The sequence below is a fragment of the Pelagibacterium lentulum genome (genome assembly GCF_003992625.1).
Lineage (GTDB): Bacteria > Pseudomonadota > Alphaproteobacteria > Rhizobiales > Devosiaceae > Pelagibacterium > Pelagibacterium lentulum.
Genome location: NZ_RZMW01000040.1, coordinates 20049 through 36196, shown reverse-complemented (window position 1 = coordinate 36196; position 16148 = coordinate 20049). Strand labels below are relative to the sequence as shown.

Here is a 16148-nt window from a genome sequence, read left to right as displayed (position 1 = left end):
AAAATGTCGGATACTTCGGACGCCATCCGTCCTGTGGTCGACCCGCGTTGACGGGCAGACATTTTGGAGAACGGATTGATGAAATACCTCACAATGGTCACGACCACCAACGCTGCCGATATTGGCGCTCCGCCTGCCGAACTGATGATGGCGATTGGCGAACTGTCTCAGGAGGCCGGGTCCAAACTCATCGATAATGGCGGCATGGCCAAGATGGGATTGGGCGCGATCAAGAATGGCAAGCTCAAGATCGATGGCCCCTTCACTGAAACCAAGGAAGTGGTCGCCGGTTTTGCCATCTACGAACTCGATAGTGGAGCCGAAGCCGTCGAGTGGGTCCGCAAGTTTCTCGAACTGCATGAGGCCCTCTGGCCTCAATGGGAGGGCGAAGTGGAACTGCTGGAGATCATGTCGATGGGTTAACGGAGCGGGCGCCGGGGCTACCGGCGCCCTTCCTGCTCATTCCTCCGAAAAGCTGCCAGTCTGAACTTCCCCTGCATAGGCATAGCGGTTCATGGTTACGCCTGAAGCCGATGTCGTGGAATGCAGCAAGTTGAGCGCGCGTGGCGCTGCTCCCCCTTCAAACAGTCGCTTGCCCTTGCCCAGAACCACCGGGAAGGTGAGCGTATAAAGCTCATCGACAATATCGGATGCCAGAAGCGTCTGGATGAAATTGGCCGAGCCTTGCGTCATCAGGTGCCGGCCATCCTCCTGCTTGAGTTTGCGGATCGCATCGATCACATCGCTGCCATCCAGTATTTGAGTGTGGCGCCAATCCGAAGCGTAACCGGCCTGCCGGGTTGCGACATATTTGTTGATGGAGCCGAACAAGTCGGCAATGTCGCTCTTGCCCTCAAGCTTGGGCCAGTAGTTGGCAAAGATTTCAAATGTCCGGCGGCCCAGAAGCAGGTCGAAGGGGTTCGTGAACATCTCGCCCATGGCTGCGCCGACCGTGTCGTCAAACAAGGGCGCCGTCCAGCCGCCAAAGGCAAAGCCGCCATCCCGGTCTTCATCCGGCCCGCCGGGCGCCTGCATAATGCCATCCACGCTCAAAAAAGCTGCAACAGTCAGTTTTCTCATGGTTCCATTCCTCAATTGCGGGGCGGTTTGCCCGTTTTATGGTTCGAGGACGTAGGCGCAAATCCAATACCGACATTCTCGATGATTTTTTCTTTGCGCCTCGCGTCAAGCCTGCCATCTGGTGGAAAACCGGAATCCTTGCCATCGCTATTTATCCCTGTTTGGACCATGCTCTTGCCAAGCGCGTCTCGTGAGTAAACGATATGCGTGAGGAGTGTTGTTTATGACTGCCATTGCCTTTGCCCAGCCCGATGCCGCTATTCTGGCGCGGCGCGATGCCATTGTCGCCGGGCTTGCTGCGCTCGTTCCATCCGATGTGCTCATTACCAATCCCGATGAATGCCGCGCTTATGAAACCGACGCCTTCACCGCCTATCGGCGTATGCCAATGGCCGTGCTCCTGCCGCGTTCGACCCAAGAGGTCGCAGCGATCATGGCGTTCTGCCAAGAGCAGGGCGTCAATGTCGTTGCGCGCGGGGCCGGGACATCGCTTGCAGGCGGTGCGATCCCGCAGGAGGATGCGGTGGTGATCGGCGTTTCCCGGCTCAACCGTGTGCTGGAATTCGACAGGCCCAACCGCACACTGAAGGTTGAGGCAGGCATAACCAATCTGGCCGTTTCCGCCGCCGTTGCACCGGACGGGTTCTTTTATGCGCCCGACCCATCCTCCCAGCTTGCCTGCACCATCGCCGGCAATATCGCGATGAATTCGGGCGGCGCCCATTGCCTCAAATACGGGGTGACGACCAATAACGTACTCGGCGCAACCGTTGTTCTGGCCGATGGCTCGATTGTCGAACTTGGCGGCGATGCCATGGATATGCCGGGCCTCGATCTTTTGGGCCTGATCGTAGGCTCGGAAGGTCAGTTAGGCATTGTAACCGAGGCGATATTGCGTGTGCTGCCATTGGCGGAAGGGGCAAGGCCGGTGCTGTTCGGCTTCGATACCAGCGAGGATGCTGGCGCTTGCGTTGCCGCGATCATCGGGGCGGGGATTGTTCCGGTGGCCATGGAATTTATGGACAAGCCCGCTATCGAGATTTGCGAGGCCTTCGCCAAGGCGGGCTATCCGCTCGATGTCGGCGCCATGCTGATCATCGAGGTCGAGGGCTCGGACGATGAGATCGACTTCACCTTGCAAAAAATTGTCGAGATCGCCAATGGCCACGGGGTCAAGGTCATCAAGCAATCGCGTTCGGCGACCGAAACCGCCCAGATATGGAAGGGCCGGAAGTCAGCGTTCGGAGCGACGGGCCGGATTGCCGATTATCTGTGCATGGATGGAACCATCCCCACAAGCCAATTGCCCTATGTTCTCAAACGCATGAGCGAGATTGTTGCCGGGTACGGCTTGCGCGTTGCCAATGTTTTCCATGCTGGCGACGGCAATCTGCACCCCCTGATCCTGTTTAATGCCAACGACCCTGAAGAACTGGCAAAGGCGGAAATGGCGGGTGCCGATATTTTGACGCTTTGCGTTGAAGTGGGCGGATGCCTGACCGGCGAACACGGTGTCGGCATCGAAAAGCGCGATTTGATGCCAAAGCAGTTCACCCGCGAGGAACTGGACCAGCAGATGCGCGTGCGCGCGGTGTTCGACCCGCAATGGCGGCTCAATCCCTCCAAGGTCTTTCCTCTCGAAAATCGCTGGATGCCGCAATGACCGATTTCATTCCGCTTTCCGCGCCTGAGCTTGCCCAATATGTGCGCCAGGCTTCAGCAACCGGGGAAACGCTCGGTGTTATCGGCGGCGGTACACGCGGCCTTGCGCCCAAGGATGTAAGCCAGATCGTTTCGACAAGTGGTCTGTCCGGCATCACCTTCTACGAGCCGTCCGAAATGGTGATCGGCGCGCGGGCGGGTACGCCCCTGACCGATGTGGAACAGGCGCTTGCGGATAAGGGGCAGATGCTTGCCTTTGAACCCATGGATCACCGCCCGCTGATGGCAACGCGCGGTCAACCGACCATCGGCGCGGTGGCAGCCTGCAACATTTCCGGGCCGCGCCGGGTTTCGGCCGGAGCCGCACGCGACCATCTGATCGGCATCGAGATGGTCAATGGGCGCGGTGAAATCATCCGCTCGGGCGGTCGGGTAATGAAAAACGTCACCGGGCTCGATCTCGTCAAGCTCAATGCCGGGGCGCAAGGTTCGCTCGGTATTCTGACCGAAGTGATTTTCAAACTGATGCCGATCCGCGAGCAATCGCTGACGCTGTGTTGGCACGGGCTGGATGAGGCCGACGCTATCGCGCTCATGGGCGAAGCTATGGGCACGCCCTTCGAGATCGATGCGGCGGCCCATATTCCCGATTATGGCGAGGAGCAGGGCGCGCGCACCCTGTTGCGGCTCGAAGGCTTTGCCCCATCTTGCACCTATCGCTTCAAGCAATTGGCCCGGCTTTTTTCTCATCATGGTCAGCCCGAAAAGATCGAAGGGGAAAAGGCAAGGGCGCTCTGGCGCATGGTGGCCAATGCCGAGCCTTTCACTTCACCCGATTTCGCCCATGTCCTGCGTGTGCACATCGCTGTCTCCAAGGCGCCACGCCTTCTCGAATATGCAAGCGGGTGGGGCGTACGTACCCTTATAGATTGGAGCGGCGGACTGATCTGGCTGGGGCTGGAGCCGGACACCGATATTGCCCAATGGCGCCAGCAAATCGCCGCACTTGGGGGTCATGCAAGGCTGGTGCGCTCCAGTCAGGTGCCGGGGCCCGCGTTTGCGTCGCCGGATGAAAAGATTGCGGGGCTCATGAGCGGTATCAAACACGCGTTCGATCCGGCCGGCATTTTCAATCCGGGTATTTTATAAAGGCCAGGGCAGGATTTCATGCAGACCCAATTTGCTCCCGAACGGCTTGCCGATAGCCAGATGGCGGAATCTGAAAAGATCCTGCGCTCCTGCGTGCATTGCGGCTTTTGCACAGCGACCTGCCCGACCTATCTGCTCGAAGGCGATGAACTCGATTCCCCGCGCGGTCGCATCTATCTCATCAAGGACATGCTGGAAAACGACAAGCCCGCCAGCGCCGATGTGGTCAAGCATGTGGATCGGTGCCTGTCGTGCCTGTCCTGCATGACCACATGCCCCTCGGGCGTCCATTACATGCACCTTGTCGACCATGCCCGCGCCCATATCGAAAAGACCTATCGCCGCCCGCTGGCCGACAGGTTCATACGCGCCGTACTCGCGGCAATCCTGCCTTACCCCAACCGGTTCCGCGCGGCTCTGGCCCTTGGCAGGCTCGGTCAGCCGCTCGCACCAGTGCTGGCTAAATTGCCCGGCGGCGAGCGGCTGAAATCCATGCTGGCGCTGGTGCCGCAAAAACTGCCGCGAGCCCCCAAGCCAACGCAGCAAAATCTTGCCGCTGCGAAAAAGGGCCGCGTGGCGTTGCTCGCGGGCTGTGCCCAGCAGGTGCTCGATCCCGAAATCAATGCGGCGACAACCCGGCTGCTCAACCGGCTGGGCATCGAAATTGCCGATACAAAGGACACCGGCTGTTGCGGCGCGCTGGTCCACCATATGGGCAAGGAGCATCAGGGCCATGTCGCGGCAAAGCGCGCTATCGACGCCTGGTGGCCGGAAATCGAAGCAGGAAAGCTTGATGCCATCATCATCACGGCGTCGGGCTGCGGTACGACCATCAAGGACTACGGCTTCATGCTGCGCGACGATCCCGATTACGCGCACAAGGCCAAAGCAGTTTCCGAACTGGCGCTGGACATCACCCAATATCTGGCAACGCTCGATCTGCCCAAGGGCGAGCCGCGCGAAGAGGTCATCGCTTATCATTCTGCCTGCTCGATGCAGCACGGACAGCAGATCAGGGATGAACCCAAAAACCTGCTCAAGACAGCCGGTTTCACAGTCAAGGATGTGCCCGAAGGCCATATCTGCTGTGGGTCTGCGGGGACATACAATATCCTCCAGCCCGGCTTTGCCACGCGCCTGCGCGATCGCAAGGTCAAAAATATCGAGCGCGTCGCGCCCGATCTGATCGCCACTGGCAATATCGGCTGCATGACCCAGATCGGAACCGGAACCGATATTCCGATAATCCATACGATACAAGTGCTCGATTGGGCCTATGGCGGCCCCAAACCGGCTGCACTCGGGTAAAAATCGCGTGTCCGGGTGGCATGTGAATCCTTGCACTGGATTCTATCAGAAGTTCTGATACATATAACCGTCAAAGAACCAATAATGAGGGAGCCGGCTTGGGGGCCGGTATTATATGGCACGTAACTTTCTGGTGGTTGACCCTGAAGACAGCATGGAAGTGCTCAAGGGGCTGGCCTCGCCTGTCCGTATCCGCATTCTGAAACTGCTGCATGTACGCGGTTCGCTCAATGTGAACGACATCGCTTCCATTCTCGAGCTGCCGCAATCGACCGTATCGTCCAATGTGCAGATATTGGAGGAAGCCGGTCTGGTCCGCTCCGAGACCCAGAAAGCGCGCAAGGGCAACCAGAAAATCTGCCACTCCACTTTCGATGAAGTGCTGGTGGCCTTCAAGGAAGATCTTGCCAAGGTCAAAGGCGGTCATATCGAGGTGTCGATGCCGATCGGGCTTTATACAAGTTGCGAAGTGTCCGCGCCCTGTGGGCTTTGCACACCCGATGGCGTGGTCGGCCTGCTCGATGTGCCCGACACGTTTCTCGATCCTGACCGTATGCGCGCCGGGCTGATCTGGTTTACCCGCGGGCATGTGGAATATCAGTTTCCCAACAATGCCAAGCTGTCCAACAGTACGATTGAAGCCATCGAGTTCGCGATGGAACTGTCCTCGGAAGTGCCGGGCACCAGCGCCGATTGGCCGTCAGACATCTCCATCTGGATCAATGGCAAGGAGATCGGCACCTGGACCTCTCCGGGCGATTACGGCGACAAGCGCGGCGTTTATACGCCCGATTGGTGGAAGCTCAAGGGCTCCCAATATGGCAAGCTCAAAAGTTTCAAGGTCGACAAGCGCGGCAGCTTTGTCGATGGATTGCAGATCTCCCCGGTCACTCTTGCCGATCTCGATATCGCCGCCCACCATTCGATCCGTATGCGCGTCGGCATTCGCGAGGACGCGGCCCATCCCGGTGGCATCAATATCTTTGGGCGCGGCTTCGGCAATTACGATCAGGATATCGTCATGCGCATATATCAGGGCAAGTGATCCGGCCCTAACAGGCTCCGCCAAAAAGAAAATGCGCTTTTGATCTCATAGCGCGTTGACAAGCGCTGCTATGTTCACCAATAATCCCGATATAAATCCGAAAATTGGAATTACTTGGGAGGGTGCCATGAAGGCGACAATCACCGCGCATAAAGATTACACGGTTTCCAAAATCGACGATCGCCTCTATGGCGCATTCCTCGAGCATCTTGGGCGCGCGATTTACACTGGCATCTATGAGCCCGACCATCCGACGGCCGACGAAAACGGCATGCGCAAGGATGTGATCGATCTGGTCAAGGAACTCAATGTTCCGGTTGTGCGCTATCCCGGCGGCAATTTCGTTTCCGCCTATAATTGGGAAGATGGCATCGGTCCCAAGGAAGAGCGTCCGGTGCGCCTCGATCTTGCCTGGCACACCTCCGACAGCAATCAGGTTGGCATCCACGAATTTGCGGATTGGTGCGAAAGTGTGGGTACGGAAATGATGCTGGCGGTCAATCTGGGCTCACGCGGCCTCGATGCTGCCCGCAACTTCGTGGAATATGTCAATCATCCGGGCGGCTCCTACTGGAGCGACCTGCGGATTGCGAATGGCAAGAAGGAACCTTGGGACGTAAAGCTCTGGTGCCTTGGCAACGAAATGGACGGCCCCTGGCAGATCGGCCACAAGGATGCCGAGGAATACGGGAAGCTTGCGGCCGAGACGGCAAAGGCCATAAGGGCATTCGACAAGTCGCTTGAGCTTGTGGTTTGCGGCTCGTCCCATTCCAACATGCCCACCTATCCCCAGTGGGAAGCCACCGTGCTCGAGCACACCTATGATGTGGTCGACTATATTTCGTTGCACATGTACTTCGCCAACCCGGAGAAAAACGCGTCCAATTACCTGGCGCTCAACCAGAAGCTCGACGATTACATCGTTGCGGTTCAGGGGGTTATAAACTTTGTCAAGGCAAAGAAGCGTTCCAAAAAGGATGTCTATATTTCCTTCGACGAATGGAACGTGTGGTATCACTCGCGCCAGCAGGACCGCAAAATCCTTGAGGGTCAGCAGGGCTGGCCCCACGCTCCGGCGCTTCTGGAAGACATCTATAATTTCGAGGATGTGCTTCAGGTCGGCCTGATTCTCAATACCTTCATCCGGCGGTCCGATGTGGTCAAGATCGGTTGTATCGCCCAGCTTGTGAACGTGATTGCCCCGATCATGACGGAAAAGGGCGGCGACGCCTGGCGCCAGACCATCTATTACCCCTATTACTTCGCATCGGTGTTCGGCCGCGGCACCGCGCTCGATCTCAGGGTTGATTGCCCGGCCTATGATTCCGAGCAATATCAGAATGTCGGGTATGCTGACGTTTCTGCCGTCCATAACGAGGAGGATGGCACCGTAACCCTATTTGCCGTCAACCGTCATAGCAGCGAAACAATCGAGATTTCAACGCTGCTGCAAGGGTTTGGCGATCTGAAGGTTATCGATCATCAGATTATGACTCACGAAGATCTCAATGCGGTCAATACCGTGGGCAACAAGGACAATGTCGCGCCGCGCAAGGGCGAGGGAGCAGGCGTTTCAGGCGGCATCCTCACAGCGTCGTTGCCACCCTATTCTTATCAGATGATCCGTCTCGGGTGATGTGAGGCCGGCTGAAAGCATAGTTTCCGGGCTCTTTTGAGCGCCCTTGTTTGCGAATTTGAGATGGCGCGGCTGGCTTGGGCGCGCCATTTTTCTTCATATCATGATATGTGATTTATATCACAAAAAGCGTTGACAATCTCGCTCCCCGCGATACCATGCCCAGTGTAGGAGAACGCGGCGCGGAGGGGTGCCGTTTTATTCCCAAGGGAGGAAGATATGAACAAGTGGAAGACGCTTCTGGCGTCGGTCGCGGTCGTTGCCATGATGGGCAGTGCGGCGATTGCTCAGGATGCTCCGGCAGAATTGCCACCAATTACCGAATTTCCCCGCGAACAGACTCTGATTGTTCACAACCCCGAGCCGCCGGCCATTAATCCCGATTGGTTCAACCTCTGGGTTGCTGGTGCCGGTGGCGGGATGTCCAATGGGTTGCATCAGCTCATGATGGACACGCTTTGGTATATCGATCCCGACGCAGGGCTCGATGGTGCGCTTTATAATTCACTGGCTGCCGAGCCTTGGGAATACAACGAAGACTTCACCCAGATGACCGTGCGGCTGCGCGAAGGCATCTATTGGTCGGATGGCGTGGAATTTACTGCCGAGGACGTGGTTTATACGGTTGAGGCTCAGGCCGCCAATCCGGCCTTTAACTGGGGCGCTACGTTTGCGCAACAGGTTGAAAGCGTTGAAGCGGTCGACGATTACACCGTCGTTTTCAATCTCGCTCGGCCCAACTCGCGTTTCCATGCTGTGTTCTCGGTGCGCTGGAATGGCGCTTGGATCATGCCAAAGCACGTTTTTGAGCAATTCGACGATCCCATGGAGAGCGACTTCAATCCACCGGTGGGCCTTGGCCCCTATACGCTCCATAGCTATGATCCCAACGGCGCCTGGTACATCTGGGAAAAGCGCGAGGATTGGGAGCGGACCACGGTTGCCGCATATGGCGAACCCGGCCCACAATATATCATCTACCGCTCCATTCCCGCCATCGACAGCCGGTTGATCGAGATGGTCAACGGCAATCTGGACATGATCCACGATCTGACGCCGGAAGCCATGTTCAGTCTTGTTGAGCAGGATGAAACGGCGCGCGGTTGGTTCCCCGGCTTCCCTCACGCTCACCCCGATCCCACGCTTCCGATGGTGATTTTCAACCATCAGAACGAATTGTTCCAGGATCGTCGTGTCCGTTGGGCATTGGCGCTGATGCTCGATGCGCGTCAGATCTCGATGGCTTCCTATCGTGGCGCGGCAACGCTTTCCGCGATTGCCGTTCCGCCCACCGGTACCCATCCGGACGATTATCACGGGCCGTTGCAAGAGTGGTTGGAAGGCTTTGAGCTCGATACCGGTTCCCAGACCATCACGCCTTACGACCCGACCATCGGCCTGCAGGTTGCAGACATGGTTCGGCCCCAGTTCGGCGATGCGGTGCCCACTGACGAGGATGCGATCCGTCGTGCCTTTGGTTTTGGCTGGTGGGGGCAAAATCTCGAGGCAGCCGCAGAACTGCTGGAAGATGCCGGTTTCACCCGGCAGGGCAATGACTGGTACACGCCCGATGGGGACCGTTTCGGCTTTACCATCACCACGTTTGAAAGTGGCGTCATGAACCGCTTCGGTACCATGGCGGCCCAGCAGTGGAGCCAGGCCGGCGTCCAGGTCACAGCGGAAACCACGCCCCAGATGTTTGCGCAGGATCTTCCGCTCGCAACATATGATGCGGCAACGGCGTGGCAGATCGAAACATGGGGCGGCGATCCCGATCTCTCGTTCTTCCTTGAAAGCTGGCAATCAAGCTATGTGGCTGCGGAAGGTGAACGTCAGCCTCAGCGCAACTGGGCGCGCTGGCAGCATGAAGAACTCGACCGTATCATCGAGGAGGTCCGGGTGACAGAATTCGGCACCCAGGAAAACCTTGAACTGGGCTATGACTTCGTTCGCCTTATGGTCGAGGAAATGCCCGTCATCCCGATGATGTCGTTCAACGTCTTTGCCGCCTATTCGGAACGCTATTGGACTGGCTTCCCGACAGCCGAGGAAAACCCATACGCCAATATCGTCACCAACTGGGCCAACTCGCGCTACATCTTCACCCAGCTCGAGCCTGCTCAATAGGCTTCTCCCTCGAGCTAAACCCGGTGTCCGGCTTTGGCCGGACACCCCTCACGGACCGGGGAAGGCATTGCGGTTTACATGAAGGACTATCTGGTTTTCGTCTTGAAGCGGCTCATGCAACTGGCAGCCGTAGTGTTTGCCGGAATATCGGCAGCGTTTTTCATTACGCATCTTTCGCCCATTTCTCCGGTGGAGACCATTATCGGGCGCGTTGCGGGTCAGTCGAGTTTCAGCCCTGAGGCCATTCAGGCCCTGCGTGAAACGCTCACCGCGCTGTTCGGCACCGATTTGCCGCTCCATGAAAAATATCTCAATTTCTGGTTGCGTTTCGTCGTTGGCGATCTCGGCCCATCGTTGATCGCGTTTCCCACGCCTGCCATGCGTCTTGTCATGCTCGCATTGCCTTGGACGGTGGGTCTGCTGGTCACGGCAATCGTGATGTCCTGGATCATCGGCAATATGCTGGGTGGACTTGCCGGTTACTATCAGAATAACCGTTTTCTCAAGGCCTTCGGCGTTGTGGCCATGGGGGTGCAGCCCATCCCCTATTACATTGTCGCCTTTTTGCTGGTCATCATATTCGGCTATTTCTGGCCGGTGCTGCCGATTTCCGGTGGCTTTTCCATGAATGTCCGTCCCGGCTTTACGGCCGAATTCATCTTCTCGGTGCTCCATCACGCCATCCTGCCGGCCACCTCGCTGGTGATCGTGGGCATGGGCGTATCGTTTCTGGGTATGCGGGCGCTTGTGTCCAATATCGTGACCGAGGACTATGTCACCTATGCCGAATTGGCCGGGGTCAAGACCGAGCGTGTTGTCTTCTTCTACGTCATCCGCAATGCGATGGTGCCGCAATTGACCGGCCTTGCCATGGCGCTGGGCGGCATTTTCTCAGGCACGATCATCACCGAACAGGTCTTTGGCTATCCGGGCCTGGGGTCGCTTTTGGTCCGGGCGGTCAATGGCGGTGACACCACTGTCGTTCTGGCGGTTTCGTCCATGGCGGTCATCGCCGTGGCAACCGCGATTTTCATTATCGATCTGCTTCACCCGCTGCTCGATCCCCGCGTAAAGGTGAAATGACCGATGCTTGCAATCGTAAAGGACCTCATCCGCTACAATATCGAGTTCGCCATCGGCTGCGTGCTCGTGGGTGTCATCGTCGTCTTTGCGCTGGCGAGCTTTTTCTCGCCCGTCGATCCGACATTGATCTATGTTGCCATCCCCGACCAGCCGCCCTCCGGTCAATATTGGTTCGGAACGAACTCGCGCGGACAGGACATGTTCTGGCAACTCAGTTTTGCCTTCCGCAACACGCTGACCTTCGGGCTGATGGTGGCTGTGTTGAGCCGGATCATTTCGATAAGCGTAGGGCTTTTGGCCGGCTATCTTGGCGGCTGGGTCGACAGGGTTCTGATGTTCTTCAACGATATCTTCGTTGCCCTGCCAATCTTTCCGATCCTGATCCTGTTTTATTTCGTTATGCGCAGCGATCTGGATATGTACCGGCTGGCTTTTGTCATGGCGTGCTTCGGCTGGCCGTTCGACGCGCGCCTGATCCGCTCGGTTGCGCTGGGCCTCCGTCATCGCGAATTCACCCGCCATGCGGTCTTTTCGGGCATGAGCGCGCGCCGCATCATGTTTGAGGAACATCTGCCCTATGTGATGCCCATCGTTTTTGCGACTGCCATCGCCAACATGATCTGGTCGATCGGCATGGAAGTCACCCTGGCCGTACTCGGCTTCACCAATGTCAATATCCCGACCGTTGGTACAACCCTTTACTGGGCCAACAACCATTCGGCCATGGTGGTAGGCGTCTGGTGGTGGATTCTGATCCCTGTGTTGCTGATCGTCATGCTCTTTATCGGTCTGTTTCTGCTCACCGTGGCCATGAACGAATATATCGATCCGCGCTCGCGCCTGCGCCGGATGGGAGGAGCGTAACCGATGGCACAATCCAACGACATCCTCACCGTCAAAGGCCTCAAGGCCTATTACCAAATGGCTTATTTCGGCATCGAGCGCGAAGTGCGCGCCGTCGATGACGTGACGCTTTCGATCCGCAAGAACGAGGTCTATGGCATTGCCGGGGAAAGCTCCTCGGGCAAGACCTCGCTGATTAAAGTGCTCGCTGCCGCCATCCGCCCACCGCTCAAGGTGGTTGACGGTTCGCTGACCTATCGGTTCGGTGACATCGAGATCGATCCCTACAAGGCCAAGAAGGAAGATGTGGACGCCATCCGCTGGAAGCATCTCTCCTATATCATGCAAGGCTCAATGAGCGTGCTCAATCCGGTGCGCCGCATCAAGCGGAGCTTCGAGGACTTTGCGTTCAGGCCCATGGGCGTTCCCAAAAAGGAATTTTGGGAACGGACAGAAGCCCATCTCAGGCGCCTCAATCTTTCCCCCGACATCCTGAGAGCCTATCCGCACGAATTGTCCGGCGGCATGCGCCAGCGCGTCACCATTGCTCTGGCAACGGTCTGCCAGCCTGAATTCATCATTGCGGACGAACCCACGACCGCGCTCGATGTGGTGGTGCAAAAGGATGTGCTGGCCATGATCCGCGACGTGCAGCAGCAAATGGGTTCGTCTGTCGTCTTCGTCACCCACGACATGAGCGTACACGCCAATATGGCCGACCGGATCGGTATCGTTTATGCGGGTCGGCTGGTCGAGGAAGGACCGACACGCACCCTTTTTACCGCGCCCAAACATCCCTATACCTCTCATCTGGTGGGCAGCCTGCCGCGCATCGGGGATACTTCGCCCAAGGCGGCGCTGGAGGGCCGTCCGCCCAATCTGGCCGATCCGCCTGCCGGGTGCCGGTTCCATCCCCGTTGTCCGCTGGCGATCGACAAATGCAAGACCGATGTGCCCCCGCTTGTGGCTGTCGGCGAAAGCCACCGAAGTGCCTGCTGGCGCTCAGATGACGTCAAGCCGCTTGCGACGTTCGGCCAGCCTGCGGAGGCCCTGTCATGACCACGCTGCTCGATGTCCGTAACGTCTCGAAACGCTTTGCCATGGGTGGCATTCTCTCGCGCCAATATACCGATGCCGTGATCGATGTCAGCTTTGCGCTTGAAAGCGAAAAGCCGGAGATCTTCACCATTATCGGGGAATCGGGGTCCGGCAAGACAACCCTTGCCCGCATGATCCTGGGGTTGGAAGAACCCAGCGACGGCGACATCACTTTTGAAGGTACGGGCGCAGCGGACCGCAAGAACCGCAAAGTACGGCTGCAATTCATGCGGCGCGTGCAGCCGGTGTTCCAGAACCCGTTCGAGGCCTTCAATCCCTTAAAGCAGGTGGATCGCTATCTCGATGCGACGGCACGCACGCTTTTGGGCCTGAAAGGCAAGGCAGAAATCGAAAAGAGCATGGACGATGCCCTGCAAAAGGTCGGACTGAGCTATCGCGAGATAAAGGGCCGTTATGCCCATGAGCTTTCCGGCGGCCAGCTCCAGCGTGTGGCCATCGCCCGCGCGCTGATTCCAAATCCGGCCCTTTTGATAGCCGACGAGCCGGTTTCGATGGTCGACGCTTCGCTGCGCATGTCCATCGTCAATCTCTTGAAGGACTTGCGCGACAATTTCGGAGTTTCGGTGATCTATATCACCCACGATCTTGCGACGGCCTATTATATCTCGGACAGGCTGATCATCATGCAAAAGGGCTATGTCGTGGAAATGGGCCCGGCCCGCACCGTGCTCGACGCGCCTCAGCATCCCTATTCACAATTGCTCAAGGCGTCCGTGTTGTCGGTGGACGACGCAGGGCAGGGCAATCTCAAGCCTGCCGATCGTGCCATGGCCGAAGCGGCCTGGGCCAAATCGGGCGAGGGCAAGCTGACCCCGCGTGACGATGGCCGAATGGTCCGCGTCGGCTGACAAGCCTTTATCGGACTATAAAAAACGCCGCAATTTGCGGCGTTTTTTTTGGATTCAGAGAACGTTCCCATCTTTATCAAACAGATGGCACAGCGCCGGGTCGACATGGATGGCGATAGTGCTCTTGTCGGCCACGCTGCGCTGGCCCTCGAGCGCAACGGTCAGGCCCTGCCCATCGGCGGTGCTGGCATACAGCATTGTCTGGCCGCCCAGATTTTCGACAAGATCGATGGTGACATCACCGAACGCGATCCGGTTGTCTGCCGGGGCAATCGTGATATGCTCGGGCCGCACGCCAAGCTCGATCTCCTGACCGGCGCTCGCACCTTTGGCCGCGCGGTTAAGAGTAAGCGTCTGATTGCCGATCTTGAGCGTTGTTGTCCCTTCGGCAATGGCGTCGATTCTGGCATTGAGGAAGTTCATTTTCGGGCTGCCGATAAACCCGGCAACGAACTTGTTGGCCGGATGATTGTAAAGGTCGAGCGGCGAGCCGACCTGCTCGATATGGCCCAGCCGCAAAACCACGATCTTGTCGGCCATGGTCATGGCTTCCACCTGATCGTGGGTCACATAAATCATCGTATTGCCCAGGTCCCGATGCAGCTTGGCGATCTCCACCCGCATCTGCACGCGCAATTCGGCATCGAGGTTTGAAAGCGGCTCGTCGAAGAGAAAAATGCGCGGCTCGCGCACGATGGCCCGGCCAATGGCGACGCGCTGGCGCTGGCCGCCGGAAAGCTGCTTGGGCTTGCGCTTGAGGAGCGGCTCGATCTGCAAAATCTCGGCGGCGCGCTGAACCCGCGGTTCAACCTCCGACTTCTTCATGCCGGCGGTTTCAAGCCCGAAAGCCAGATTTTGATAGACATTCATATGCGGGTAAAGGGCGTAGGACTGGAATACCATGGCAATGCCGCGCTTGGCAGCCGCCACTTCGTTCATCACTTCGCCATCGATTTTAAGGTTGCCGCCCGTGATCGGCTCCAACCCTGCGATCATGCGCAGCAGCGTGGATTTCCCGCAGCCGGACGGTCCGACAAACACCGTGAACTCACCGGGGTCGATTTCAAGATCGATCCCGTGGATGACTTCAACGGCACCATAGCGTTTATGGACTTTTTCGAGCGTGATCGAAGTGGACATCGCGGTAATTTACTCCTCAACCCGCTTGCGCGCGGTAGTGTTCGGGAATCCAGCTTTCATAGGTTGGATGATCGGGGCCAAGCGGGAAATTGACATCGGTGGCCGTGCGCGCCGAATGATAAAATGCTGCCACCAGTTCCAGCCCGGCGCGCGCATCGGTGGTCGAGACCGGCAAAGGGCCACCCGTTTCCAGCGCATCGTAAAGCGCTCGGATCTGTCCGGCAAAGCGCGGCGGGACCGGCTGCCAATCGGCAAGCAAGGCGTCGATCTTCTTGCCCGTTTCGGGATTGCGCGGCACGATCCGCCAGGGATCGTTACCCAGCGAATAGGGGGCGTGGCTGCTCTCGAAGGTCACATTCTCAAACGCCATATGGATGCGCGAGATTTCTTCGGCAGCGCCCAGCGTCGCCGTAAACGAGGCAAGCGCGCCGCTTTCGAGCAGCACCGAGGCGCTCACGCAGTCTTCAACCTCAATAGCGTTGACCCGCGTGGCCACACGGCCAAACAGCGATTTGGGCGGACCCATGAGATAGCAGATCATGTCATGGATATGGATCGCGTGGGCCATCAGCACGCCGCCAAGTTCTGTATGCCATTTGCCCCGCCAGGGCACCGCGTAATAATCCGGCCCGCGGTTCCAGAAGGTCTCGGCGGTGCCCGCAAAGGGCTTGCCCGCAAGTCCCGCCTCGATGATCTTTTTGGCTTTCTGTACCCCATCGCCATAGCGATATTGAAAGATCGGCATCAAGCGGCCCTTGGACGTCTTTTCCGCCGCCATGACCTCATCGATTTCTTTGAGAGAGCCGACCAGCGGCTTTTCGCAAACCACGTGCTTGTCTGCTTTCAGCGCCGCCATGATCTGGCTGTAATGCACGCCCGGCGGGGTGCAGATATCGATAATGTCGAGGTCAGCCATCGCGAGAAGATCGTTGAAGTCGGTCGTCTTGCGTTCGATCCCGAATTCGGTCGCGAACTCATCGAGCCGTTCGGTATTGAGATCGCAGACCGCGATCACCTTGAACCGGTCGGTGCTGTTGAGATAGCCCTCGGTGACATGGGATCGGCCGATCCCGCAGCCCACGATTGCGACATTATATATCCGGCTCAT

At 57.9% G+C, this 16148-nt stretch carries 14 protein-coding genes; 11 read left to right on the top strand and 3 right to left on the bottom strand.

Features of this window, described 5'->3' with window-relative positions:
• Positions 1–78: 78 nt before the first annotated feature.
• A complete protein-coding gene (locus EO133_RS12895; RefSeq protein ID WP_127073066.1) occupies positions 79–423 on the top strand; it encodes a YciI family protein in 345 nt (114 codons plus the stop codon).
• 36 nt (positions 424–459) lie between these two features.
• On the opposite strand, the gene EO133_RS12890 is transcribed toward EO133_RS12895, so the two are convergent.
• Positions 460–1080 (bottom strand): dihydrofolate reductase family protein, encoded by a 621-nt coding sequence (locus EO133_RS12890; RefSeq protein ID WP_127073065.1) that lies wholly within the window; start codon positions 1078–1080, stop codon positions 460–462.
• Between the two features lie 223 nt (positions 1081–1303).
• Between EO133_RS12890 and EO133_RS12885 the strand changes: the two genes are divergently transcribed.
• The 10 genes from EO133_RS12885 (at position 1304) to EO133_RS12840 (ending at position 13900) form a co-directional block, all read left to right on the top strand.
• On the top strand, positions 1304–2743 hold the full coding sequence (locus EO133_RS12885) for an FAD-binding oxidoreductase (RefSeq protein WP_127073064.1): 1440 nt from the start codon (positions 1304–1306) through the stop codon (positions 2741–2743).
• Positions 2740–3891, top strand: coding sequence for an FAD-binding protein (locus tag EO133_RS12880; RefSeq protein WP_127073063.1), 1152 nt, complete (start codon positions 2740–2742; stop codon positions 3889–3891). Before EO133_RS12885 ends, EO133_RS12880 begins: the two co-directional genes overlap by 4 nt.
• Before the next feature lie 18 nt (positions 3892–3909).
• A complete protein-coding gene (gene glcF / locus EO133_RS12875) occupies positions 3910–5199 on the top strand; it encodes a glycolate oxidase subunit GlcF (RefSeq protein ID WP_127073062.1) in 1290 nt (429 codons plus the stop codon).
• A 115-nt stretch (positions 5200–5314) separates the two neighbouring features.
• Entirely contained in the window at positions 5315–6244 is a 930-nt protein-coding gene (locus tag EO133_RS12870) for an ArsR/SmtB family transcription factor (protein WP_127073061.1), read from the top strand.
• Positions 6245–6371: 127 nt separating this feature from the next.
• On the top strand, positions 6372–7880 hold the full coding sequence (gene arfA / locus EO133_RS12865) for an arabinosylfuranosidase ArfA (RefSeq protein WP_127073060.1): 1509 nt from the start codon (positions 6372–6374) through the stop codon (positions 7878–7880).
• Between the two features lie 219 nt (positions 7881–8099).
• On the top strand, positions 8100–10007 hold the full coding sequence (locus EO133_RS12860) for an ABC transporter substrate-binding protein (protein WP_127073059.1): 1908 nt from the start codon (positions 8100–8102) through the stop codon (positions 10005–10007).
• A gap of 78 nt (positions 10008–10085) precedes the next feature.
• Entirely contained in the window at positions 10086–11090 is a 1005-nt protein-coding gene (locus EO133_RS12855; RefSeq protein WP_127073204.1) for an ABC transporter permease, read from the top strand.
• Between the two features lie 3 nt (positions 11091–11093).
• Complete coding sequence (locus tag EO133_RS12850; protein ID WP_127073058.1) at positions 11094–11954, top strand: ABC transporter permease; 861 nt, start codon at positions 11094–11096, stop codon at positions 11952–11954.
• A 3-nt stretch (positions 11955–11957) separates the two neighbouring features.
• Positions 11958–12992, top strand: coding sequence for an ABC transporter ATP-binding protein (locus EO133_RS12845; protein WP_127073057.1), 1035 nt, complete (start codon positions 11958–11960; stop codon positions 12990–12992).
• Positions 12989–13900: an ABC transporter ATP-binding protein gene (locus EO133_RS12840; protein WP_127073056.1), complete on the top strand. Its 912-nt coding sequence runs from the start codon at positions 12989–12991 to the stop codon at positions 13898–13900. The genes EO133_RS12845 and EO133_RS12840 overlap by 4 nt, the downstream gene beginning before the upstream one ends.
• A gap of 54 nt (positions 13901–13954) precedes the next feature.
• Here the strand turns inward: EO133_RS12840 and EO133_RS12835 are convergent, their stop codons facing one another.
• Positions 13955–15040 carry an ABC transporter ATP-binding protein gene (locus EO133_RS12835; RefSeq protein WP_127073055.1) on the bottom strand — a complete coding sequence of 362 codons (1086 nt, stop codon included), beginning with the start codon at positions 15038–15040 and terminating at the stop codon, positions 13955–13957.
• Positions 15041–15056: 16 nt separating this feature from the next.
• Entirely contained in the window at positions 15057–16148 is a 1092-nt protein-coding gene (locus tag EO133_RS12830; RefSeq protein ID WP_127073054.1) for a Gfo/Idh/MocA family protein, read from the bottom strand.

Bases quoted from the DNA above. Each gene is read 5' to 3' on its own strand.
- EO133_RS12890 (WP_127073065.1), bottom strand. From the start codon at position 1,080: ATGAGAAAACTGACTGTTGCAGCTTTTTTGAGCGTGGATGGCATTATG.
- EO133_RS12860 (WP_127073059.1), top strand. From the start codon at position 8,100: ATGAACAAGTGGAAGACGCTTCTGGCGTCGGTCGCGGTCGTTGCCATG.
- EO133_RS12895 (WP_127073066.1), top strand. From the start codon at position 79: ATGAAATACCTCACAATGGTCACGACCACCAACGCTGCCGATATTGGC.
- EO133_RS12885 (WP_127073064.1), top strand. From the start codon at position 1,304: ATGACTGCCATTGCCTTTGCCCAGCCCGATGCCGCTATTCTGGCGCGG.
- arfA (WP_127073060.1), top strand. From the start codon at position 6,372: ATGAAGGCGACAATCACCGCGCATAAAGATTACACGGTTTCCAAAATC.
- EO133_RS12835 (WP_127073055.1), bottom strand. From the start codon at position 15,040: ATGTCCACTTCGATCACGCTCGAAAAAGTCCATAAACGCTATGGTGCC.
- EO133_RS12850 (WP_127073058.1), top strand. From the start codon at position 11,094: ATGCTTGCAATCGTAAAGGACCTCATCCGCTACAATATCGAGTTCGCC.
- EO133_RS12870 (WP_127073061.1), top strand. From the start codon at position 5,315: ATGGCACGTAACTTTCTGGTGGTTGACCCTGAAGACAGCATGGAAGTG.
- EO133_RS12840 (WP_127073056.1), top strand. From the start codon at position 12,989: ATGACCACGCTGCTCGATGTCCGTAACGTCTCGAAACGCTTTGCCATG.
- EO133_RS12880 (WP_127073063.1), top strand. From the start codon at position 2,740: ATGACCGATTTCATTCCGCTTTCCGCGCCTGAGCTTGCCCAATATGTG.
- glcF (WP_127073062.1), top strand. From the start codon at position 3,910: ATGCAGACCCAATTTGCTCCCGAACGGCTTGCCGATAGCCAGATGGCG.
- EO133_RS12830 (WP_127073054.1), bottom strand. From the start codon at position 16,148: ATGAGCCGGATATATAATGTCGCAATCGTGGGCTGCGGGATCGGCCGA.
- EO133_RS12855 (WP_127073204.1), top strand. From the start codon at position 10,086: ATGAAGGACTATCTGGTTTTCGTCTTGAAGCGGCTCATGCAACTGGCA.
- EO133_RS12845 (WP_127073057.1), top strand. From the start codon at position 11,958: ATGGCACAATCCAACGACATCCTCACCGTCAAAGGCCTCAAGGCCTAT.